General features: G+C 68.7%; 21 protein-coding genes and 2 tRNA genes. 14 read left to right on the top strand and 9 right to left on the bottom strand.

The window, feature by feature from the left end; all coding sequences use genetic code 11:
* Nucleotides 1-102 precede the first annotated feature (102 nt).
* Genes yidC through rpmH form a run of 4 tightly spaced genes read right to left on the bottom strand, consistent with a single transcriptional unit; the run spans nucleotide 103 to nucleotide 1963 of the window.
* Nucleotides 103-1110 carry a membrane protein insertase YidC gene (yidC, locus tag ABD191_RS22985; RefSeq protein ID WP_344085984.1) on the bottom strand — a complete coding sequence of 336 codons (1008 nt, stop codon included), beginning with the start codon at nucleotides 1108-1110 and terminating at the stop codon, nucleotides 103-105.
* Nucleotides 1107-1358 carry a membrane protein insertion efficiency factor YidD gene (yidD, locus tag ABD191_RS22980; protein ID WP_344085981.1) on the bottom strand — a complete coding sequence of 84 codons (252 nt, stop codon included), beginning with the start codon at nucleotides 1356-1358 and terminating at the stop codon, nucleotides 1107-1109. Before yidD ends, yidC begins: the two co-directional genes overlap by 4 nt.
* Nucleotides 1359-1393: 35 nt before the next feature.
* Nucleotides 1394-1807 carry a ribonuclease P protein component gene (gene rnpA / locus ABD191_RS22975; protein WP_344085794.1) on the bottom strand — a complete coding sequence of 138 codons (414 nt, stop codon included), beginning with the start codon at nucleotides 1805-1807 and terminating at the stop codon, nucleotides 1394-1396.
* A gap of 18 nt (nucleotides 1808-1825) precedes the next feature.
* The gene (rpmH, locus tag ABD191_RS22970; protein WP_344085791.1) at nucleotides 1826-1963 is read right to left on the bottom strand and encodes a 50S ribosomal protein L34; all 138 of its coding nucleotides are present in this window, start codon (nucleotides 1961-1963) and stop codon (nucleotides 1826-1828) included.
* A 448-nt stretch (nucleotides 1964-2411) separates the two neighbouring features.
* Between rpmH and dnaA the strand changes: the two genes are divergently transcribed.
* From dnaA to ABD191_RS22945, 5 genes are all read left to right on the top strand, one after another.
* Nucleotides 2412-3959, top strand: a complete 1548-nt coding sequence (gene dnaA / locus ABD191_RS22965; protein ID WP_344085978.1) for a chromosomal replication initiator protein DnaA — start codon at nucleotides 2412-2414, stop codon at nucleotides 3957-3959.
* Between the two features lie 367 nt (nucleotides 3960-4326).
* Nucleotides 4327-5457 (top strand): DNA polymerase III subunit beta, encoded by a 1131-nt coding sequence (gene dnaN, locus ABD191_RS22960; RefSeq protein WP_344085788.1) that lies wholly within the window; start codon nucleotides 4327-4329, stop codon nucleotides 5455-5457.
* A gap of 86 nt (nucleotides 5458-5543) precedes the next feature.
* Complete coding sequence (gene gnd, locus ABD191_RS22955) at nucleotides 5544-6416, top strand: phosphogluconate dehydrogenase (NAD(+)-dependent, decarboxylating) (protein WP_344085785.1); 873 nt, start codon at nucleotides 5544-5546, stop codon at nucleotides 6414-6416.
* Nucleotides 6417-6426: 10 nt separating this feature from the next.
* Nucleotides 6427-7584 carry a DNA replication/repair protein RecF gene (recF, locus tag ABD191_RS22950; protein ID WP_344085782.1) on the top strand — a complete coding sequence of 386 codons (1158 nt, stop codon included), beginning with the start codon at nucleotides 6427-6429 and terminating at the stop codon, nucleotides 7582-7584.
* Nucleotides 7577-8191: a DciA family protein gene (locus tag ABD191_RS22945; RefSeq protein ID WP_344085779.1), complete on the top strand. Its 615-nt coding sequence runs from the start codon at nucleotides 7577-7579 to the stop codon at nucleotides 8189-8191. Before recF ends, ABD191_RS22945 begins: the two co-directional genes overlap by 8 nt.
* A 264-nt stretch (nucleotides 8192-8455) precedes the next feature.
* Here ABD191_RS22945 and ABD191_RS22940 read toward each other — a convergent pair whose 3' ends face one another.
* A complete protein-coding gene (locus ABD191_RS22940) occupies nucleotides 8456-9022 on the bottom strand; it encodes a hypothetical protein (protein WP_344085776.1) in 567 nt (188 codons plus the stop codon).
* Between the two features lie 498 nt (nucleotides 9023-9520).
* Between ABD191_RS22940 and gyrB the strand changes: the two genes are divergently transcribed.
* The 6 genes from gyrB to ABD191_RS22910 all read left to right on the top strand — a co-directional run bounded on the left by gyrB (nucleotide 9521) and on the right by ABD191_RS22910 (nucleotide 16937).
* The gene (gene gyrB, locus ABD191_RS22935; RefSeq protein ID WP_344085773.1) at nucleotides 9521-11467 is read left to right on the top strand and encodes a DNA topoisomerase (ATP-hydrolyzing) subunit B; all 1947 of its coding nucleotides are present in this window, start codon (nucleotides 9521-9523) and stop codon (nucleotides 11465-11467) included.
* Nucleotides 11468-11567: 100 nt separating this feature from the next.
* Nucleotides 11568-15332, top strand: a complete 3765-nt coding sequence (gyrA, locus tag ABD191_RS22930; protein WP_344085771.1) for an intein-containing DNA gyrase subunit A — start codon at nucleotides 11568-11570, stop codon at nucleotides 15330-15332.
* A 297-nt stretch (nucleotides 15333-15629) separates the two neighbouring features.
* The gene (locus tag ABD191_RS22925; RefSeq protein ID WP_425560827.1) at nucleotides 15630-16493 is read left to right on the top strand and encodes a DUF3566 domain-containing protein; all 864 of its coding nucleotides are present in this window, start codon (nucleotides 15630-15632) and stop codon (nucleotides 16491-16493) included.
* 113 nt (nucleotides 16494-16606) lie between these two features.
* A tRNA-Ile gene (locus tag ABD191_RS22920) sits at nucleotides 16607-16680 on the top strand.
* A 33-nt stretch (nucleotides 16681-16713) separates the two neighbouring features.
* Nucleotides 16714-16842 (top strand): DLW-39 family protein, encoded by a 129-nt coding sequence (locus ABD191_RS22915; RefSeq protein ID WP_344085766.1) that lies wholly within the window; start codon nucleotides 16714-16716, stop codon nucleotides 16840-16842.
* Nucleotides 16843-16864: 22 nt separating this feature from the next.
* A tRNA-Ala gene (locus ABD191_RS22910) sits at nucleotides 16865-16937 on the top strand.
* Nucleotides 16938-17019: 82 nt separating this feature from the next.
* On the opposite strand, the gene ABD191_RS22905 is transcribed toward ABD191_RS22910, so the two are convergent.
* The 3 genes from ABD191_RS22905 to ABD191_RS29325 form a co-directional block, all read right to left on the bottom strand.
* Nucleotides 17020-17442: a hypothetical protein gene (locus tag ABD191_RS22905; RefSeq protein WP_344085762.1), complete on the bottom strand. Its 423-nt coding sequence runs from the start codon at nucleotides 17440-17442 to the stop codon at nucleotides 17020-17022.
* A gap of 502 nt (nucleotides 17443-17944) precedes the next feature.
* Nucleotides 17945-18646: a hypothetical protein gene (locus ABD191_RS22900; protein WP_344085759.1), complete on the bottom strand. Its 702-nt coding sequence runs from the start codon at nucleotides 18644-18646 to the stop codon at nucleotides 17945-17947.
* Between the two features lie 432 nt (nucleotides 18647-19078).
* Nucleotides 19079-19417 (bottom strand): DUF2511 domain-containing protein, encoded by a 339-nt coding sequence (locus tag ABD191_RS29325; protein WP_425560821.1) that lies wholly within the window; start codon nucleotides 19415-19417, stop codon nucleotides 19079-19081.
* Nucleotides 19418-19795: 378 nt separating this feature from the next.
* Between ABD191_RS29325 and ABD191_RS22895 the strand changes: the two genes are divergently transcribed.
* From ABD191_RS22895 to ABD191_RS22885, 3 genes are all read left to right on the top strand, one after another.
* Nucleotides 19796-20383 (top strand): hypothetical protein, encoded by a 588-nt coding sequence (locus tag ABD191_RS22895; protein ID WP_344085756.1) that lies wholly within the window; start codon nucleotides 19796-19798, stop codon nucleotides 20381-20383.
* Between the two features lie 48 nt (nucleotides 20384-20431).
* Nucleotides 20432-20902, top strand: coding sequence for a GNAT family N-acetyltransferase (locus ABD191_RS22890; protein ID WP_344085753.1), 471 nt, complete (start codon nucleotides 20432-20434; stop codon nucleotides 20900-20902).
* Nucleotides 20903-20968: 66 nt separating this feature from the next.
* Nucleotides 20969-21106, top strand: coding sequence for a hypothetical protein (locus tag ABD191_RS22885; protein ID WP_344085750.1), 138 nt, complete (start codon nucleotides 20969-20971; stop codon nucleotides 21104-21106).
* A 142-nt stretch (nucleotides 21107-21248) separates the two neighbouring features.
* On the opposite strand, the gene ABD191_RS22880 is transcribed toward ABD191_RS22885, so the two are convergent.
* Nucleotides 21249-21626 carry a DUF2255 family protein gene (locus tag ABD191_RS22880; protein WP_344085747.1) on the bottom strand — a complete coding sequence of 126 codons (378 nt, stop codon included), beginning with the start codon at nucleotides 21624-21626 and terminating at the stop codon, nucleotides 21249-21251.
* Between the last annotated feature and the right edge of the window lie 153 nt (nucleotides 21627-21779).

Raw genomic sequence — 21779 nt, 5'->3', positions numbered from 1 at the left:
GCGCTGTCTCGACGACGACTGGGGGACGTGCTGGCCCGCGGTTCGCGCCGCGGTCCGGTGGTGGCCGCGCCCGCGTGGGGCGGGCGCGCCGGACCGGTCGCGTTACCTCTTGGCCGAGCCACCCTTCTTGGGGTTCACCGGCTTGGCGCCGGGCTTGGGGGCGAGCGCCTTGCCCTCGACAACGGGCTTGGCGTCACTGGGTTCAGTGTCCGCCTTGGTCTTACCAAACAGGCCCGACTTCGTGGGCTTCGCCGCGCCGGACTTGCCGGCCGTCCCGGTCGTCGCCGCCTTGGTGCGCTTCATGGGCGTGGCGCCCTCGGTCACCGGCGGCGGGTACTTGCGCAGCACCCACTGCTGCTGGCCCAGGGTGAACAGGTTGTTGGTCACCCAGTAGAGGATCACGCCGAGGGGGAAGGCCCAGCCGGAGACGAGCAGGCCCAGCGGGATGCCGTACAGCATCAGCTTCTGGATCATGCGCTGCTGCGGGTCGGCGTTCCAGCCGGTCTTGAGGATCATCTGGCGGCTGGACAGGTAGGTCGTCGCCATCATGAGGATCACGCAGGCGGCCGCCACGATCTTCGTGTTGAGGCTCGTGGAGCCGAGCGCGACGAGCGTTTCCGCCGGAGAGCTGAAGCTGCCGGGCAGCGGGGCGCCGAACAGCTTGGCGGCCGCGGCGCTCTTGAACTGGGCGGTGCTCCAGCCGTAAAGCTCAGTGTTCGGGTTTGTCGGAGAAAGTCGCCTAAGCACGTGGAAAAGGCCAAGGAACACCGGGATCTGCACAAACATGGGCAGGCAGCCCATGAGCGGGTTGGCCTTCTCCTTGCGGTACAGCTCCATCATTTCTTTCTGGAGCGTCTCGCGGTCACCCTTGTGCTTCTCCTGCAGCGCCTTCATCTGCGGCTGGAGCGCCTGCATGGCCCGCTGCGAGCGGATCTGCTTGACGAAGACGGGGAAGAGCAGAGCCCGAACGGTGATCACGAGGAAGACGATCGCGAGGACCCACTGCCACGTGGTGCTCAGGAACTGCCGGCCCGGCAGGATGGCGTCCCACAGATCGTGCCAGCGCAGCAGGATCCACGAGATGGACCAATAGATCCACTCCAACATCAGGTCACAGCTCCAGGTGCGTCAGGGGGCAGACGGTCTCGGGTGCGCGCCGGTGGCACCGGGTCGTACCCACCGGGATGGAACGGATGGCAGCGCAGCAGCCGCCAGATCGCCAGTCGCAGGCCACGCAATGCGCCGTGCGTGGCGATGGCCGTAAGGGCATACGCGCTGCACGACGGGTAGAAGCGACAGCGGGCCGGCAGCGCCGGGCTCACCCATCGACGGTACGCGACGATGGGAAGCGCCAGTATTCGGGCACCGACTGTGGTGGGCTGCGGCACGTCGGTCACCGCGCCACCCCCTTGTCGGAACCGCGCGGCGTCCGCGGGCGGCGGGGCCGTCGGGCGGCGGCGAGCGCCACGTCAAGATCGGTTTCCAGCTCAGAGTACGTGCGGGAGCTCGCGGCGGGGAGCGCCCGGACGACGACGTCCACCCCGTCCGGCAGCGCTTCGAGGCGTACCCGCATCAGGTGGCGCAACCGACGGCGGACCTTGTTGCGGACGACGGCGTTGCCCACGGTTTTGGGCACGACAAAACCGGCACGGGCGACAGTGGTGTCGTCGCTCCGTGCCGGTTCGGCGGAACTGGTCGTCGGGGCCAGGAGGTGCACCACCACGGATCCGGTGCCGGCGCGACGGCCGGTGCGGATCGCCGCGGCGAACTCCTCGCGCCGCCGCACGCGTCGCGCGGCCGCCAGCACCCGGGACCCCGAAAGACCTCAGGCCGAGAGGCGGGCGCGGCCCTTGGACCGGCGCGCGGACAGGATGGCGCGGCCGGCACGGGTGCGCATGCGCAGCCGGAAGCCGTGGGTCTTGGCGCGCCGACGGTTGTTCGGCTGGTACGTGCGCTTGCTCACGTCACGTTCTCCGTCTCGATGCTCGCGAACCGGCGTCGCCGGCCGCGGGAAGCTGTCTGTGCCGCACCAGAATATCGCGCGGCCAGGATGAACCATGCCGCCGGGTCGCCGGCAGCCGTTCCAGAGTACTGGCGAGCGCCCCGACGGGCAAACCGGACAGGGGGGCCGCGAGCGCGGGTTGAGGGGATGTGGATAACACTGTTAGCCTGCCGCGTTGCGGCATCGGCGGCTGTGCCATAACAAGCCACAGTGAGTGCAAAACCGGACCAGTACTTCAGTCGTTCGCTCTCTTGAGGGCACCCGACGCGAACAGCGCCCGACGGTGACGCAACCGTCAACTTCCGGTTGATACACAGGCTGTGGACAACCTGTGGACAGTGCGTGGCAGCCAACGGGCGACAGGGGTGGGGCAGTGACCGAGCACAGCGATCACGGTGAACGGGCGGACCTGCTCAGCGACCTCGCCGCCGTCTGGAGCGCAGCGACCGACACGCTGGCTGACGAGATCATCTCACCGCAGCAGCGGGCTTTCCTGCGGCTGACCCGGCTCCGCGCGATCGTGGACGACACCGTGCTGTTGTCGGTGCCGGACGCGTTCGTCCGCGACAACATCGAACTGAAGCTGCGCCCGGCGATCACGCTGGCACTCTCCCGGCACCTGGGCCGCGAGGTCCAGGTCGCGGTGACCGTCCGCCCGCAGGAGGAGGCGACGCGCGAGGCGCTGACCGCCCCGACGGTCGCACTGTCCACCATCGGCGGCACCTCGGGCGGCGACCGGGACTTCCTCGCCGGGTACCCGCAGCCGGCGCCGCCGGCCACCGGTGCGGCGCACGTGCCCAGTCACGCGGCCGCTCCGCACGTGCCGGCCAGCCGGGAGCCCGAGCAGACCTTCGAGGCGCTGCGGGCCGAGAGCGGGCCGGGCCGGCACAGCCTGGAGGACCGCCGCCCCCCGGCGGGGGCGGACGGCGGCAACCGGCTCAACCCGAAGTACACGTTCGAGACGTTCGTCATCGGCTCGTCCAACCGGTTCGCCCACGCGGCCGCTGTCGCGGTCGCGGAGTCGCCCGCCAAGGCGTACAACCCGCTGTTCATCTACGGCGACTCCGGGCTGGGCAAGACGCACCTGCTGCACGCGATCGGCCACTACGCCACGAGCCTGGGCAACGCCCGGTCGGTGCGGTACGTGTCGACCGAGGAGTTCACGAACGACTTCATCAACAGCGTGCGCGACGACAAGACGAACGCGTTCCAGCGCCGCTACCGCGACGTGGACATCCTCCTGATCGACGACATCCAGTTCCTGGAGACGCGCGAGCGCACCCAGGAGGAGTTCTTCCACACGTTCAATACGCTGCACAACGCCAACAAGCAGATCGTCATGACGTCCGACCGCTCGCCGCGGCAGCTGGCGACGCTGGAGGACCGGCTGCGCACCCGGTTCGAGTGGGGCCTGCTGGCCGACATCCAGCCGCCGGACCTGGAGACGCGCATCGCGATCCTGCAGAAGAAGGCCGCCCAGGAGCGGCTGTTCGCCCCGGCCGAGGTGCTGGAGTTCATCGCCTCGCGGATCTCGAACTCGATCCGTGAACTGGAGGGCGCGCTGATCCGCGTCACGGCGTTCGCGAGCCTCAACCGCGCACAGGTCGACCTCGGCCTCGCCGAGGAGGTCCTGCGCGACTTCATCCACGACGGCTCCGGACCCGAGATCACCGCCGACCAGATCATGAGCGCGACGTCGGAGTACTTCGGCGTCAGCATGGAGGACCTGCGCGGGCACTCGCGCTCGCGGGTCCTGGTCAACGCCCGCCAGGTCGCCATGTACCTGTGCCGCGAGCTGACCGACCTGTCGTTGCCGCGCATCGGGCAGGCCTTCGGCGGCCGCGACCACACGACCGTCATGCACGCCGACCGCAAGATCCGCCAGCAGATGGCGGAGCGCCGGTCGCTCTACAACCAGATCGCCGAGCTCACCAACCGGATCAAGCAGACGCCATGAGCGAGCCACTCTGTCCACAGGCTGTGGACAAGATCTGGGGACGACCGTGTGGAATGTCGCTACGCGTAGCTGTGGCTATCACTGAGCGTGAGATTTCCTTGTCCACAACCCAGGGGATAACCATGTGGGCAACCCGTGGACAACCCTGTGGACGACCGGCGTCGATGTCGGAGGGCCGCCGTAGTGTGGATAACCTCCCCGGTTTTCCACCGTGGAGCACACAGGCTACGCACAGGGCTGAATGCGGCCCGACCTGCGTGGAGACCGGGTTTTCCCCAGTTTCCACACCACCGACTACGACGACGTCTTTTATCTCTAAGAGAAGAAAAAACAATCATCAGCGTGTGGGGATCTTCGGAGGCATCGCATGAAGTTCAACGTTGAGCGCGACGCGCTCGCCGACGCGGTCGCGTGGACGGCGAAGAGTCTGCCGTCGCGACCCTCCGTACCCGTCCTCGCCGGCGTACTGCTGCGCGTCGCCGATGGGCACCTCACGGTCTCGGGCTTCGACTACGAGGTCTCCAGCCAGGTGACCCGGCCGGTGCACGCCGACTCCGACGGCGCCGCCCTCGTCTCCGGTCGCCTGCTCGCCGAGATCACCAAGTCGCTGCCCAACAAGCCGGTCGACGTCGCCGCCGTCGGCAGCCACGTCGAGGTCGTCTGCGGCAGCGCCCGGTTCACCCTGCCCACCATGCCGGTGGAGGACTACCCGACCCTGCCGGCCATGCCGGAGAGCGCCGGCACCATCGAGGCCGCCACGTTCGCCTCAGCGGTCGCCCAGGTCGCCGTGGCCGCCGGCCGCGACGAGACCATCCCGATGCTCACGGGCGTACGCCTGGAGCTGGAGGGGTCGACGCTGACCATGCTGGCCACGGACCGCTACCGGGCGGCCGTCCGCGACATCACGTGGCACCCCGACGACGCTGACGTCACCACACAGGCCCTCGTACCCGCCCGGACGCTCGCTGACACCGCCAAGACGCTCGGGCCGCTCGGCGGCGAGGTCACCCTGGCCCTGTCGCGCGGCGGCGTGGGTGAGGGCCTCATCGGCTTCGCGGGCGGCGACCGGCGCACCACCAGCCGGCTGCTCGACCCCGACTTCCCGAAGATCCGTTCGCTCTTCCCGGACCAGTACGCCGCGACGGCCAAGCTCACCGTGTCCGGCCTCAACGAGGTCGTCAAGCGCGTGTCCCTCGTCGCCGAGCGCACCGCTCCGGTGCGGATCAGCTTCGCCGAGGGCGAGGCCGTGGTGGAGGCGGGCACCAGCGAGGACGCGCGCGCCAGCGAGGCGCTCGAGTGCGACTACTCGGGCGAGGCCATGACGGTGGCGTTCAACCCGGGCTACCTGCTCGACGGCCTGGCGGTGCTCGACGCGCCCACCGCGCAGCTGGGCTTCACCACGGGCATGAAGCCGGTCGTGATGACCCCGGTCGGCGAGGACGGCGAGGTGCGCCCCGGTTACCGGTACCTGATCATGCCGATGCGGGTGGGCGGCTGACCCGGCTGGCCGTGGCCGGCTAGAGTCGGCAAACGTGTGCGGGCTGTGCCGGCCCGCCGCGCCGGCTCCCGCGAGGAGGGCAACACATGCAGCTGGGAATGGTGGGCCTCGGCCGCATGGGCGGCAACATGGCGGACCGCCTGCGCGCCGCCGGGCACAACGTGGTCGGTTACGACCGCGATCCGGCCGTGTCGAACGTGGCGAGCCTTGCCGAGCTGACCGCGAACCTGGAACCGCCGCGCGCCATCTGGATCATGGTGCCGGCCGGGGTCACCGACGCCACCATCGATGAGTTGACCCCGCTGCTGGGCGAGGGCGACATCGTCATCGACGGCGGGAACTCGCGCTTCTCCGACGACGCGCCGCGCGCGCAGCGGTTGGCCGGGCTCGGCATCGGCTACGTCGACGTCGGCGTCTCCGGTGGGATCTGGGGCCGCGAGAACGGGTACGCCCTCATGGTCGGTGGCGCCGAGGAGCACGTCGAGCGCCTCATGCCGATCTTCGAGACGCTCAAGCCCGAGGGCGAGTTCGGCTTCGTGCACGCCGGCCCGGTCGGGGCCGGCCACTACGCCAAGATGGTCCACAACGGCATCGAGTACGGGCTGATGCACGCGTACGCCGAGGGTTACGAGCTGCTGCTCAAGTCCGAGCAGGTGACGAACGTGCCCCAGGTGATCAAGTCGTGGCGCGAGGGCACGGTCATCCGGTCGTGGCTGCTCGACCTGCTCGACCGGGCCCTTGATCAGGACCCGGGGCTCGAAGGTGTCGCCGCGTACGCGGAGGACACCGGCGAGGGGCGGTGGACCGTCGAGGAAGCGATCAAGCACGCCGTGCCGATGAACGTCATCGCCGCCTCGCTGTTCGCCCGCTTCGCCTCCCGCGAGGACGAGGCGCCGTCGTTGAAGGCGATCGCCGCCCTACGCCAGCAGTTCGGCGGCCACGCCGTCAAGACCGACTAGGCGGCGCGCCGTGTACGTCCGGCGGGTCGAACTGCTTGACTTCCGGTCGTACCCCCACGCTTTTATTGATCTTGAGTCGGGGCCGTCGGTGCTGATCGGGCCGAACGGGGTGGGCAAGACCAACCTCGTCGAGGCGCTCGGCTACGTGGCGACCCTCGCCAGCCACCGGGTCGCCAACGACGCGCCGCTCGTGCGCGTCGGGGCCGCCCGCGCGGTGGTCCGGTGCGCGATCGTGCACGAGGCCCGCGAGCTGCTCGTCGAGCTGGAGATCGTGCCCGGGCGGGCCAACCGCGCGCGTCTTGGCCGCTCGCCCGTCACCCGGGCCCGCGACATCCTCGGCGCCCTGCGGATGGTCATGTTCGCGCCGGAGGACCTCGCGCTCGTGCGCGGCGACCCGGCCGAGCGCCGCCGCTACCTCGACGACCTGCTCGTCGCCCGGCAGCCGCGCTACGCCGGGGTGCGGGCCGACTACGAGCGGGTGCTCAAGCAGCGCAACGCCCTGCTGCGGACGGCGTACCTGACGCGGAAGGTGAGCCGGCGGCGCGGCGGCGTCGTCGACGGTCAGGACGATCTCGCGACGCTCGACGTGTGGGATCACCACCTCGCCCGGCACGGCGCCGAACTCGCCGACGGCCGGCTCACGCTGTGCTCGGCGCTCGGGCCGCACGTCGCCAAGGCGTACGCGGCCGTCAGCGCCGGCAAGGGCGAGGCCCGGTTGGCGTACGAGGCGCGATCCTGGTGGCCCGCCGAACCCGCGGCGACGAGCGGGCGGGAAGAGATCGAACAGGCGCTGCTGGGCGCGCTCGCGGCCGCGCGGCCCGCCGAGATCGAGCGGGGCGTCACGCTCGTCGGACCCCACCGCGACGACCTCGCACTCACCCTCGGCGAGCTGCCCGTGAAGGGCTACGCGAGCCACGGGGAGTCCTGGTCGTACGCGCTGGCGCTGCGCCTGGCGGCGTTCGAGCTGCTGCGCGCCGACCGCATCGAGCCGGTGCTCGTGCTCGACGACGTGTTCGCCGAGCTGGACGCCGGGCGGCGCGAACGGCTCGCGGGCCTGGTCGCGACGGCCGACCAGGTGCTGGTGACGTGCGCCGTGGCCGAGGACGTCCCGCCGAGCCTGGCGGGTGCCCGGTACCTGGTGTCGGAAGGGCAGGTGGCTCGTGGCTGAGCGCAATCCCGAGCGGCCCACCGGCCGGGCGCGCGTGACGGGCGCCGACAGCGCGGCGGCCGGTCCCGCCGAGAGCGGCACGGCCGACGGCGGGACGGTCTCCGGGCCCGCGTTGGCGCGGGCCGCGCTCGAGGCCGCGCAGGCGCGCCGGGCCGCCCGACCGGCCCCCCGCCGCGGCGACGGGGCCGGGGGCGAGGAGGGCGGGGGCCGGCGGTTCCGCCCGCGCGGATACTCCGGCTCGGGGCCCGATCCGCGCGACCCCCAGCCCTTCGGGTCGATCATGGGACGCCTGGTCCAGTCGCGCGGCTGGGAGCGGCCCGCCGCCGAGGGCAAGGTCTTCGGTTCGTGGGAGGCCGTCGTCGGCGCGGACGTCGCCGCCCACTGCCGGCCGGTGAAGCTGGAGGACCGCGTCCTCACCATCGAGGCGGAGTCCACCGCCTGGGCGACCCAGCTACGCCTCCTCAGCGCCAAGCTGCTGGCCATGATCGCGGCGTCGGTCGGCCACAACGTCGTCACTCGGCTGACCATCCACGGGCCGGTCGCGCCGTCGTGGAGCCGGGGTCCCCGGCGGGTTCCGGGGCGCGGCCCACGCGACACGTACGGATAGGCGATCCCACATCTAGTGGCGTTCATACACAGCTGTGTCCACAGCTTGTGGATTACGCCTGTGTAATGAGGCCAGCGGGGAGCTTTGTCCGGACTTGCGGGCATAAATATGTGATATCGCGTGGCGTCAACGCCGCGCCCGCCCCGCCAAGGTGCGCACTTCGGCTGGCTCCGCGCCCTCCGAAGCCGCCAAAGTGCGCACCTTGGCGATGGGCGGCGAGCGGCGAGGGCAGGATGTGGCGGCGGGGCGGCGGGGCGCCGGGGGTTAGAAGTCCGCGTAGACGGCGAAGCCGCGGTCGGCGCAGCGGCGGTAGAACACCGCGAGGACCCGCAGTTCCAGCAGCGTGAAGTTCCACTGCACCGGGTTGCCCGCCTCATCGCGCAGGGCGTTGAGGCGCTGGTCGAGCCAGCGCAACTGCTGCTCGGCGAGGCGACCCTGGGTGAGCGCCGCGCGGAGCACGGCGGCGACGCTGTCGAAGGTCACCTCGTCGCCCGCCGGCAGGTGGGCCTCGTGGCCGGCGATGAAGCGCTCCAGGCCGCCGGCGATCCAGGCGCAGCCGTCGGGGTCGATCACCGGGTCCTCGTCCTCGGCGGCCGCGTCCGTGGCGAACAACACCCCGTCGAGGCCGAGCAGGAGGTCGATCAGGTCGGTGTAGGCGCCGGCGCGCACGGTGGACGCCTTGGCGATGTGGGCCGCGAGCGCGGCGGCCGGGCCGGCGTGCGCGGGGGCGCCGGCGGCCACCTGGGCGAAATCGGCGAATTCGTCCGCGGGTACCGGTTCGTAGAAGCGGCCGGTCCTGGGCCACTGGACGGCCACGTTGTCGAGCGCCATCGGGGCTACCTCCCTATCCCGCTGCTGCGCCCGCTGGGCACCGAGGCGGGGCGTGCCGCCCACCGGGCGCCGGGGCGCGGACACGAGCGGCAGCGGGCAACATACGTCACGGCAGTCACACTCCGCGACCCCCGAACCGGCAGCATTCGATGAGCGACGGGGGCGCCGGCGGACGTACGCCCTCGACCCACGACGGCGCTGCGCCGTCCGCACCCACCCGGTGCGATAGGGGGGTTGGCTCCGCCGCCAAAAGAGGCGCAGTGGCGGTCACAGGTGGGTCAGCAGCGCGATTGCGGGGTGCCGTAGGGCAGTCTCGTCGCCCCCGCACAGTAGGATGGCGGTGGACCGAACAACCGACTGGTCAGCGCGCCGGACGACTTTAGCTGACCGCGTCATCGACCCGACCCATTGACGACGTGGGACCGCGACACGGCTCCTCGTACGACCCCTGCCGGCCGGCACGCCCCCCGCGTGCCTCCGCGGAGAAAGCGACTGAAGGTGGCAGCGCCCAAGCAGAAGCCTGGTGACTACAACGCATCGTCGATCACGGTGCTGGAGGGCCTGGAGGCCGTACGCAAGCGGCCCGGTATGTACATCGGCTCGACCGGTGAGCGAGGGCTCCACCACCTCGTGTGGGAGGTCGTGGACAACGCGGTCGACGAGGCGCTCGCCGGCTTCTGCGACACCATCGAGGTGACGCTGCTCGCCGACGGCGGGGTGCGCGTGGTCGACAACGGCCGCGGCATCCCGGTCGACATCCACCCGGTCGAGAAGCGGCCGACGGTCGAGGTCGTCCTCACGGTGCTGCACGCGGGCGGCAAGTTCGACGGCAAGGCGTACGCGGTCTCGGGTGGTCTGCACGGCGTGGGCATCTCCGTGGTCAACGCGCTGTCGTCGGCGATCGATCTGGAGATCTGGAAAGACGGCTACACCTGGCGCCAGCACTACCAGAACTCCAAGCCGAACAAGCTGGAGAAGGGCGAGACGACCAACCGCACCGGCACCTCGGTGACGTTCTGGCCGGACCCGAAGATCTTCGAGACGACCGAGTTCACGTACGAGACGATCTACCGGCGCCTTCAGGAGATGGCCTTCCTCAACCGCGGCCTCACGATCGCCCTGCGCGACGAGCGTGAGGACGCCGCCGAGGAGAAGCGCGAGGTCACCTTCTGCTACAAGGGCGGCATCGCGGACTTCGTGCGCCACCTCAACCAGACCAAGAGCCCGATCCACCGCTCGGTCGTCGAGTTCGGCGCCGAGGGCGACGGCATGGCGGTCGAGATCGCGATGCAGTGGAACGAGTCGTACGGCGAGAGCGTCTACACGTTCGCGAACACCATCAACACCCACGAGGGTGGCACCCACGAAGAGGGCTTCCGTTCCGCGCTGACCGGCGTGATCAACAAGTACGGGGCCGACAAGAAGCTGCTCAAGAACGACGAGAAGCTCTCCGGCGAGGACATCCGCGAGGGTCTGGCCGCGATCATCTCGGTGAAGCTGGCCAACCCGCAGTTCGAGGGCCAGACCAAGACCAAGCTCGGCAACACCGACATGCGCAGCTTCGTGCAGAAGACCTGCAACGAGTGGCTGGTCGACTGGCTGGAGCGCAACCCCGCCGAGGCCAAGGTGATCATCACCAAGGCGTCCCAGGCCGCCCGCGCCCGCATCGCCGCCCAGCAGGCCCGCAAGCTCGCCCGCCGCAAGTCGCTGCTGGAGACCGGCTCGATGCCGGGCAAGCTGGCCGACTGCCAGTCCACCGACCCGCGCGTCTCGGAGATCTTCATCGTCGAGGGCGACTCCGCCGGCGGCTCGGCCAAGCAGGGCCGCGACCCGAGGGTGCAGGCCATCCTGCCGATTCGCGGCAAGATCCTTAACGTGGAGAAGGCGCGCATCGACCGTGTGCTCAAGAACAACGAGGTCCAGGCGCTGATCACCGCGCTGGGCACCGGCATCCACGACGAGTTCGACATCGAGAAGCTGCGCTACCACAAGATCGTGCTGATGGCGGACGCGGACGTCGACGGCCAGCACATCCAGACGCTGCTGCTCACGCTGCTGTTCCGCTTCATGCGCCCCCTGGTCGAGCTCGGCCACGTCTACCTGGCCGCCCCGCCGCTCTACAAGATCAAGTGGAACAAGAAGGGCGACGACGCGCAGTACGCGTACTCCGACCGGGAACGCGACGGGCTCATCGCGCTGCGCCAGCAGACCAAGCCGAACGCCAAGCCGGACGACATCCAGCGGTTCAAGGGTCTGGGCGAGATGAACTACCCGGAGCTGTGGGACACGACGATGAACCCGGCCACGCGCACCCTGCGCCAGGTCACGCTCGACGACGCGGCGACCGCCGACGAGCTGTTCAGCGTCCTCATGGGCGAGGACGTCGAGGCCCGGCGCACGTTCATCCAGCGCAACGCGAAGGACGTGCGTTTCCTGGACATCTGAGGCTGCCACAGTTTTCCACACCGTCCACAGCGTTATCCACAGTCAGACCCACTGACTTATCCACAGCCGTTGCCGAATTAGTGACAAAGTAGGGTTGATCGTGACGGAAACTCCTGGCGGCGAGCCGACCGAACCGGGCGCCGATTTCGGGATCCACGGCCGTATCGAGCCGGTCGGGCTCGAGGTGGAGATGCAGCGCTCGTATCTCGACTACGCGATGAGCGTGATCGTGAGCCGTGCCCTGCCGGACGTGCGGGACGGGCTCAAGCCCGTACACCGCAAGATCCTTTATGCCATGTACGACTCGGGTTACCGTCCCGACCGCGGGTACGTGAAGTGTTCCCGCGTCGTCGGTGACGTGATGGGCCAGTTCCACCCCCACGGCGACTCGTCGATCTACATGGCGCTCGTCCGCATGGCCCAGGACTGGTCCATGCGGTACCCGCTGGTCGACGGCAACGGCAACTTCGGCTCCCCGGGCAACGACCCCCCGGCGGCGATGCGCTACTGCGTCACCGGCGACACGCTGGTCCGTACCGCCGAGGGCACCGTCCGCATCGGCGACATCGTTCCGGGCGCGCTGCCGAACTCCGACCACGACATCAGTCTCAAGGTCGTCGACCGCAACGGCGACCTCGCGCACGCCAGCAGGTGGTTCCACTCCGGGGAGCACCCGACGCTGCGCCTGCGCACCCGCGAGGGCTACGAGCTCACCGGTACGACGAACCACCCCGTGCTTTGCCTCGTCGACGTGGGCGGGGTGCCGACCCTGCTGTGGAAACTGCTCGGCGAGATCGCCGCTGGCGACCGCGTGGTCATGCAGCGCGTCACCCCCGAGGAGATCGGCTACCCGTCCCTGGAGGCGGTCGAATCCGCCGTCCTGGCCGGCGCCTTCGTCAGCGAGGGGTGGGCGTCCGAGACCCGGGCGGGCTTCAACAATGTCGACCGGGACTACTTCCAGCGGGTCGTCGCCGCGTACGACCTGGCCGTCGGCGGGCGGCGCTATGTGCAGAGCCGAACCATCGCGTCCGGCAGCACCCTCTACGAACTCGACGTTCAGGACGTGAGTGCGCTGCGGCGCAGCGTACTGGCAGATCTTGTGGGCCTTCGGAGCGCGGACAAGGCTGTTCCTCGGTTTGTCTGGGCATCGTCGAGCGCCGTGAAGCGCGCCTTCCTGCAGTCGCTGTTCGAGGGCGACGGGTCGTCGTCGCTGCTGCCGCGCAACACGATCCAGATCTCGTACTCGACGCGCAGCGCGCGCCTCGCGGCCGAGGTCCAGCAGCTCTTGCTGGAGTTCGGCGTCATCGCCCGCCAGGTGGCATACGACGACGGCGAGATCAAGGTCGTCATCACCAACCGCCGGGACGCGCGGATCTTCGCGCAGACCGTCGGCTTCCTCGGCCGTAAGCAGGCCAAGCTTGAGGCGGACCTGGCCACCATCCCGGTCGCCAGCACGGCCCTGAGCGCCGACCACGTGCCCTTCGTCGCCGAGTTCATCCGGGCGGCCGGCGCCGCGACTGGCGTTGACAGGCAATGGCTGCGCAAGCACAACATCGACCGGGTTGAGCGCTGGGAGCGCGACCGGGTCGAGATTCTGTCGCGGATCTCCGACGCCGAGGTACGCGAGATCGTGACGCCCCTCGTCGACGGTCGCTTCTACTACGCGGCGGTCGCCGAGATCACCGACGCCGGCGTTCAGCCAGTCTTCAGCCTCCGGGTGGACACCGACGACCACGCGTTCGTCACCAACGGCTTCGTCAGCCACAACACGGAGTCCCGGCTGGCGCCGCTGGCGATGGAGATGCTGCGCGATATCGACGAGGACACCGTCGATATGCAGGACAACTACGACGGGCGGGCCAAGGAGCCCACCATCCTGCCCTCGCGCATCCCGAACCTGCTCGTCAACGGCTCCGAGGGCATCGCGGTCGGCCTGGCCACCAAGATCCCGCCGCACAACCTGCGCGAGATCGGCGCCGCCGTCCAATGGTGCCTGGACAACCCCGAGGCCGACGAGGCGACCACGCTCGACCAGCTCATCGAGATCGTCAAGGGTCCGGACTTCCCGACGCGGGGCCTCATCGTGGGGACCACCCCGATCCAGGAGGCGTACCGGACGGGCCGCGGCTCGATCCGGATGCGCGCGGTCGTGGACGTCGAGGAGGACAAGCGCGGCCGCGCCTGCCTCGTCGTGACCGAGCTGCCGTACCAGGTGAACCCCGACAACCTGGCCGAGCGCATCGCGGACCTCATCCGCGAAGGCAAGCTGGCCGGCATCGCGGACATCCGCGACGAGTCGTCCGGGCGTACGGGCATGCGCATCGTCCTCGTGCTCAAGCGGGACGCGGTCGCCAAGGTGGTGCTCAACAACCTCTACAAGCACACCCAGCTGCAGGAGACGTTCGGCGCCAACATGCTGGCGCTGGTCGACGGCGTGCCGCGCACGCTGAACCTGGCCCAGTTCGTGCGCCACTACGTGGCCCACCAGATCCAGGTGATCCAGCGGCGCACCGCGTTCCGGCTGCGCAAGGCGGAGGAGCGGGCGCACATCCTGCGCGGTCTGGTCAAGGCGCTGGACCTGCTGGACGAGGTCATCGCTCTGATCCGCCGCTCGCCGAGCGCCGAGGAGTCCAAGACGGGCCTCATGCGGCTGCTCGACGTCGACGAGATCCAGGCGACCGCGATCCTCGACATGCAGCTGCGCCGCCTGGCCGCCCTGGAGCGGCAGCGGATCATCGACGAGCTGGCCGAGATCGAGATCCGGATCAAGGACTTCAAGGACATCCTGGCCACCCCGGCCCGACAGCGGAAGATCGTTTCGGACGAGCTGGCCGAGGTCGTGGCGAAGTGGGGCGACGAGCGGCGTACGCGCATCGTCCCGTTCGACGGCGAGGTGTCGGTCGAGGACCTGATCGCCCGCGAGGACGTGGTCGTGACGATCACGCGGACCGGGTACGCCAAGCGGACCAAGACCGACCTGTACCGGTCCCAGCGCCGCGGCGGCAAGGGTGTGAGCGGGGCGACGCTGCGCCAGGACGACATCGTCAGCCACTTCTTCGTCTGCTCGACGCACGACTGGATCCTGTTCCTCACGAACAAGGGTCGCGTCTACCGCGCCAAGGCGTACGAACTGCCGGAGGCTCAGCGGACGGCCAAGGGTCAGCACGTGGCGAACCTGCTGGCGTTCCAGCCGGAGGAGCAGATCGCTCAGGTCATCGAGATTCCCAACTACGACGTCGCACCGTATCTTGTCTTGGCGACGAAGAACGGGTTGGTCAAGAAGACGGCGCTGAGCGAGTTCGACTCGAACCGCACCGGCGGCATTATCGCGATCAATCTGCGGGACAACGACGAGCTGGTGGGCGCCGCCCTCCTCGCACCGGAGGACGACCTGCTACTGGTGAGCAAGAAGGCCCAGGCCATCCGCTTCTCGGCCACGGACGAGACGCTGCGCCCCATGGGGCGGGCCACGTCCGGGGTGATCGGCATGCGGTTCGGGGACGGGGACGAGCTGCTGGCGATGGAGGTGGTCCGGGACGGCATGGACGTGTTGACCGCGACCGACGGCGGCTACGCCAAGCGGACCCCCATCGAGGAGTACCCGATCCAGGGCCGGGGCGGAAAGGGCGTCCTCACCGCGAAGATCACCCAGCGACGTGGTGGACTTGTGGGCGCCGTGGTGATCAGCCCGGATGATGAGCTGTTTGCCATAACTTCCAACGGTGGAGTTATCCGGACTCCTGTGAAGCCGGTGCGCAGGACGCGCGACCGGAACACAATGGGGGTCAAGCTGATGGACTTGCCGGATGGTGTGACTTTGGTGGCGATAGCTCGTAACGCAGACGAGCCGGACGAACAGGATTAGTCCATGACGGAGACGCAGGCCAAGTCGGGGATGACGGGGACCTCGACGGCACCGTCGGACGAGGAGCCCAAGACCGTCGTGCCCACGGCTGAGAAGCCGGGCGCGCCGGAGGGTGCCGCGTCGGATGCCGCCGCTCCCGAGTCCGCCGCCAAACCGTCGGCCGGTACGCCGTCGGTTTCGCCAGAGAAGACCGATTCGAACGCCTCGCCCGACGCGGGCGGCGTCGCCGCCGGGTCGCTCGCGACGCCAGCGCCCACTCCGGGCGCAGGCGTCGCGGCGCGGGTCGCGGCTGCCGCGATCAAGGAAAGCCGCACGGCCAAGGCGAACGGCAAGGCAGACGCGGACAGTACGGGCGCGGAGGAGGCGGCCACCAAGCCGGCCGCTGGCGCACCGGCCCCCGCTGCTCCGCCGCCCGCCGTGCCGCCCGCGCCGGCCGCGACCGGCACCGCCAAGGTCAAGCCGGCCGACGAGCCGACTCCCGCGGTGACCGCACGCGCGTCCGCCGCGACATCGAACCCGGCCGCGTCCGGTAAGGCGTCCGTGCCCACGTCGTCATCCTCCGACGCGGGCACCCGCCGGCCCGGGGTGTCGTCGTCGTTGTACGCGGGCACGCCAGTCAAGGGCACGGCCGCCGTGCCGCTGTCCAGCACCACGCCGCCGGCACTGTCGTCGACCATGGTGAACCCGACGACCGAGCCGGCCACGGCGCCCACGAGCGGTCCGTCCCTGGGTACGGGCGCCGTCGGGGCCGCCCGGGTCGGCGACGCCGTCCGTACGGCGCGGGCCACCGTGGCGGGTGCCACCGCCCGTGGCCCGCGACGCGCGCGCCTGCACCTCAAGCGCATTGACCCGTGGTCGGTCATGAAGTTCGCGTTCGCGGTGTCACTGGTGCTGTTCATCGTGGCGATCGTGGCGACCTCCGTGCTGTACCTGGCGCTGGACGCCATGGGCGTGTTCGAGAGCGTGAACAAGGCCCTTGCCGACATGGTGGGCCAGGACGGCGTCAAGATCACGGCTAAGGGCGTCATCGGTGCCTCCGTACTGCTCGGCGCCGTGAACATGGTTCTGTTCACCGCGCTCATGACGCTCGGGGCGTTCGTCTACAACGTCTGCGCCGACCTCGTCGGCGGCATCGAGCTGACCCTGTCGGAGAAGGACTGACGAGGGCCCCGTCACACCGGCGGGGCCAACGCCGATACCCGTTTTGGTGAGCGCGGAGGAGTGCGGTAACGTTTCTCCTCGCGCCGCCCGTCCGGATTCACCGGTCGGGGCAGGGGGCTATAGCTCAGTCGGTTAGAGCGCAGAGCTGATAACTCTGAGGTCGCTGGTTCGATTCCAGCTAGCCCCACTTCCCGCCCGCAAGCCAGAGGTGGTTCGCGCCATGTGGAAGAAGCTGCTGATTCTCGCCGCCCTCGTCGGCGCTGGTGCCTACGTCGCCAAGAAGGTCAAGAGCGCCAACGACGAGCGTGCCCTCTGGCACGAGGCGACCACCGCTCCCGACCTGCGCTAGGCAGGTCGGCGCCACCTCCGCCGGGGCCGTAGCTCAATTGGCAGAGCACCGCCTTTGCAAGGCGGGGGTTAGGGGTTCGATTCCCCTCGGCTCCACTTTTTCTGGCCCTGACCAGGGCGTTTCGGCGAGCAAGATCCTCAAGTACAAATCCAGTACAACTCGCGTCTGATCTTGCGCCTAACGGGCGTCCCTTGCGGCCCCGAGCACGGCACCGACCAGCCCTCGGCGGCGCTCCTGCTTCGGCCACCAGTGGACGACGGTTCCGGACGAGCCGGACTTGGGCTCGCACAGGTAGTGCCCGCCGTGGAACTGCGGCGAGTACTGCAACTGTTGGATGATGTGCAGCTCACCGTGCGCCGCGTCGACATAGGCCGGGCCGTCCTCCATCCCGAGCGCCTCGCCGATGCGGCAGCCTTGCCCGGCGCCGAGCCAGATGGCGGCCCGGTACCGGCGCGGCACCGGGTCCAGGAGCGCGAGCACCTCACGTTCGGTCGGTACCCACTTCGGCGCTCGGGACAGCCCTTGGAACACCTGGTTGGGCTTGATCCCGTTACACGGGTTCTCCCCGATCACGCTGTCGCCGACTGCTGCCGTGAGCACAGTGTCTAGCAGGTCGAAGTGCAGCCGTAGCGTCGACTTCGGCGAGCCATTCGAGCACGTCGGTCAGGTTGATGTTGCGCATGACGCGGTTGCCGAAAGCCGGGTAGAGAGCGCTCGGCGTACTCCTGGAAGACGAGCCGGCGTTCGGCCTGGTCGACGCGAACCTCATCGACCGTGCCGGCGCGGGCCGCCGCGTCCCAAGCGTCCGCGTCGGCCTTCCGCTCGAAGAAGCGCGTGTGCGGCTCGCCGTTGGCGTCGTTGTACCGGACGCGCCAGCGCTTACCTTGTCCGTGACGCGACTCGCGCATCGTGGCCGTTCAACTGCCGAATTGTTCTCATGGGTATCAAGGCGCCGCTGACGCGGCGCACCGTGGCGGGAAGCCGGCCTTTCGGCGGGCGCATCGCGCCCCTGCCGCCTCTGCCTTCGGCGGCGGCGGCAGGGCAAGCCGCCGAGGCTACGGCCCCGCCCGCGCCGCATTTGCCGCCATACTCCGAGGGCTTGTCAGAACCGCAGTTGCTGCGCTAACGCCCGTGCCAGCCGGCCGTTGTCATCCGGGCCGTTCCATACGACGAGCTGCGTGATCGGATCATCGCCTTGACGCTCGCTCAGATATCGCTCCGCCTGGCTGTCCGGCGGCGCGCTAGTTACGAAGATCAAGCGACCCTCGAACGGAGTGCCGCGTAGCCGTTCTTCGGCGGCGACGATGGCGTGGCGCTCAAGCCGCTGCCTCGTCAGGTACCTAACCTCGATTACGGCCGCTCGATTGTGGCGGTCTCGAACGACCAGGTCGATGCCTTTGTCATGGGGCGGCATGACGACTTCGAGAGTCGGATCAATTTGGGCGATGGCGGCGATGAGCTGCTTTTCATAACGAATCGCGGGATGCAGAACGCCAGGCGTGATTGACTCCACCGCGTCTGCCACTGCTGCCGCAACCTCTGGTGATTCCTTCTGCGCAGCAGTTTCCGCGACCTGCACAGCACGCCTGCGAATCGCCGCAAGCTGCACGCTTGCGTCGCCACTTCCGAAACGGAGCAGCGGAGTGCCCTGAAGGCCCATGAGCATGAAGGCAGCTGCAAGTACGAGCAACGCGGCGGTCCCCGCCTGGTTGTCGCTCCTAAAGATTGCAAACGTCCCGAACGACCCAGCCGCAAGACCAATCAGCGCGGCGAGACTCCGCGCCCACCAGGGCAGGGGATCCATGGGGCCTTCGTCCGGTGAATCAGGCATATCCCATCCGATTCGTAGTGGGCGCTTGGCGGACCAGTTCAGCACGGTACATCCGGCGCGCCAGTCCGACAGCGTGGCTGATTCGGGGCTCCGCCCCGGACCGCGGCCCTCCCTCGGTGATCCGGGCGGATCGGTGCGGGGGATCTCCTCGGTCGGGCACCGAGACGGCTGCACGAGAACCCCCGGCCCGCGCAAGGTCAAGCCGTAAACGATCGCTTCGCGAACCTTGCGCGGGCCGGGGAACCTCGTGCAGGGCAAGCCTGCCCGACCGAGGAGATCCCGAGCCGTTCACCCTGGCGTGCTTACGCACGCCGTCTTGACACGTAGGCGTCAAGTCCGGCTTGACGCCGATCTCGCGCGTCGACCCACCCGTAACGGCCGGCTGGAGTCCGAGTCAGCGACCCGTCAGCAGAGAGCCAGACCTTCATCAATCAGCGGACCGATGCTGACCTTTAGACCGGCCGTGCTCGGGTCATCAGCCCACACAGACGAGACGTCGGCATACCGCTTGCTGCTCTTGGCCGTCCCGTTGAGCGCGTAGACGGTTCCCCCACTGCTGAGGACTACCTCAGCACCGTTTCGGCATTCGAGAGTGCCCGAGTCGATCGTGAGCGGCCACCTGTCGCCCAAGTCTGCGCGACTGATAGCTCGCTGGTGGGCATCGTCAGTGCTGGAGCAGCCAACCAGCAGCACGCAACATAGGAGCGACAACGTAGCGGCCAGATGAGTAGACGGTTGAGGCATGCGGGCACGGTATAGGCACGTGTGGCCTCACCGGAATCGGTCACCCGGTGCGGTTGACAGGGAAGATCATCAAGTACAAATTCAGTACAACGGCGCGCGAAAAGCGATGAGTAGCAACGAGAGTCGATGGATACTGCAACGCTGGTCGGACCGGCGATCCGCCCGATTCGGGATGATGCTGACCGCCATCACGGAGTTAGGGGTTCGATTCTCCTCGGCCCCACTTTGGTGCCAGGCCACCTCGTCACCGGGACTTCAGTCCGGACCTGTTGGCGACAGGTACCCGTCGACTCGACGGGATCGTTAAGCTGTTGCGCCATGCGGCCTACCCCAAGATCTATCAATCGACTCGGAATTCTGTTTCCCGCAGCCGCCGTCATGGGCGCTGTGGAAGTCGCGATCGGCGCTATTCAGGTCAGACATCTGTCCGCCAACACGTCCGCCGCACTTGCCGCCGCCCCCATGTCTTCCATCGAGGTTCACGACGCCATCAGGAATCTCGAGGAGTCGGCAGTCGTCAGCATGATCGCTGGTGGCCTCGCGATACTTCTGGTGGTGGGCCGGTTCGTGGTACGCAGAGCGCTGCCGGTTGCGCCGTTCATCGTGTGGGTTCCCTGGACCGCCGCGCTGGTGGGCAATCTGCTGATGGTCGCTGACACGTCCGTCGGCCTTACCGCGTATACCGATCCGGACGCGGACGCCGCCCGCCAAGCATTGGTGAATGACCTGCTGATCGCACCGGGTCGGTCAGCTGTTCTCTACAGTGCTGAGGCTCTTATGCTCGTATTGTTGATCTGGATCGCCGTGCTCATGAGATCCGACGACACACTCGTGTTCTTTGCGCGTCGCAACGAAGCCACAGCTGACCCGACCTGGGACACCATCGTGGCGTTACAGCGCAACCGACAAGAACTCGGCACTTCGACGCTGACTCCCCGAGACGGTGATCGTTCCACGTTGGCCTGAACGTCGCCCGGCCCACCCACCAGACCACCACCCGTACGACCGGACGGCATGCGTCGAGCAAGTAACGTGCGGGCTGTGCTCATCTTCCGTGAGGCCGGTCCAGATGACTTTGACGGCATTCTCCGGCTCTACCGGCAGTTGCACCCCAACGACCCCGTCCTACGGGATGGGTCGGACGCGGCGGCCTTCGCGGAGATACTCGCCTCACCCCGCCTGCGTCTGTTCGTGCTTGACGTCGACGGGGTCATCGTCGCCTCGACGTACCTGAACATCATTCCGAATCTCACCCGTTCCGCGTCGCCGTACGCCGTCATTGAGAACGTCGTGGTGGAGGAGACGCTGCGAGGCCAGGGACTCGGCAAGCGGATCATGGCCGAGACGCTGCGGGCGGCCTGGGACGCTGGCTGCTACAAGGCGATGCTGCAGACCGGCTCCCGTACGCCTTCGACGCACGCCTTCTACCGGAGTTGTGGGTTCTCGCCGGACGCCAAGAAGGCCTACCTCGCCCGTCCATCCTGATGTGCCGGGCGTAGCGAAGGCCACGATCAGGACCCGCCGCTCGGGGCTGGCGCCGCAAGGAGCTCGGTGACCGCGAAGCCGGGCAGGGTGACGCTCGCGGTCGCCGGGATGTGGAACGTGCCGCCGACCGCTTCCGGCAACCAGCCGGTGCTCATGGCGTACCGGATCAGCGTCCGTACGGTCGCGGCCCTCGGGTGGGGGTAGGTTTCCTCGGCCGCGGGCGGCTGGAACCGTTCAACCAGGTCGCCTTGGAGGGCGCGGCTGTTCTTTCCTGCAGCTTTCGCAGCCTGGACTTGTGCGCCATCCCGCGATCGTGCCACGCGGGGTTATCTGGGTGCCTCCCGATTCATCGCGGAACCAGCTTGATCGTTGTCGCGCGGACCTCCGGCGTGACCATGGCGTCGACGTACTGGGCACCATGACTTCTGTACTTGACGCGGTACGCCGCGTCGATGCGGTCGTTCGTCGCGGGGTCCGTTTCGTCGACGAACGCGACATCGCGGATGGTGTCGTCGATCTCGATGATGCCTTCGGCACGCGCCCGCGTGCCCCGGAACCAGGCGGCGTCCGCGCCCCGGTACGAACGGACGTAGAGGTCGTCGTCGACCCGGACGACCCAGACGATCACGGACGAGCGCGGTGTGCCGTCGGGCCGCAGGGCCGCGATCCGCATCTCCACGACGCTTCCGATGTCGTCCAGTTCGTCGGCGGTCCAGGCCGTCATGGGCAGGCTCCCTTCCTCCGTCCCCATCCTCGCCGACCCGGCGGGCTGTCGCGCGGAGCGCGCGTTATTCGGCGACGGCGTCCGCCCACCCCGCTTAGTACGGCAGTGACGGTTCACCCGTTGAGCTGCTCGGACTCGATGAGTTCTCGTCGT

It is taken from the genome of Luedemannella helvata (assembly GCF_039528415.1).
In the GTDB taxonomy this organism is placed as follows: domain Bacteria; phylum Actinomycetota; class Actinomycetes; order Mycobacteriales; family Micromonosporaceae; genus Luedemannella; species Luedemannella helvata.
This window is presented reverse-complemented; position numbering and strand designations above follow the sequence as displayed.

Bases quoted from the DNA above. Each gene is read 5' to 3' on its own strand.
- ABD191_RS29325 (WP_425560821.1), bottom strand. From the start codon at position 19,417: ATGCCTCAACCGTCTACTCATCTGGCCGCTACGTTGTCGCTCCTATGT.
- ABD191_RS22890 (WP_344085753.1), top strand. From the start codon at position 20,432: ATGCGTCGAGCAAGTAACGTGCGGGCTGTGCTCATCTTCCGTGAGGCC.
- ABD191_RS22900 (WP_344085759.1), bottom strand. From the start codon at position 18,646: ATGGATCCCCTGCCCTGGTGGGCGCGGAGTCTCGCCGCGCTGATTGGT.
- ABD191_RS22915 (WP_344085766.1), top strand. From the start codon at position 16,714: ATGTGGAAGAAGCTGCTGATTCTCGCCGCCCTCGTCGGCGCTGGTGCC.
- ABD191_RS22895 (WP_344085756.1), top strand. From the start codon at position 19,796: ATGGGCGCTGTGGAAGTCGCGATCGGCGCTATTCAGGTCAGACATCTG.
- dnaN (WP_344085788.1), top strand. From the start codon at position 4,327: ATGAAGTTCAACGTTGAGCGCGACGCGCTCGCCGACGCGGTCGCGTGG.
- gnd (WP_344085785.1), top strand. From the start codon at position 5,544: ATGCAGCTGGGAATGGTGGGCCTCGGCCGCATGGGCGGCAACATGGCG.
- ABD191_RS22880 (WP_344085747.1), bottom strand. From the start codon at position 21,626: ATGACGGCCTGGACCGCCGACGAACTGGACGACATCGGAAGCGTCGTG.
- ABD191_RS22940 (WP_344085776.1), bottom strand. From the start codon at position 9,022: ATGGCGCTCGACAACGTGGCCGTCCAGTGGCCCAGGACCGGCCGCTTC.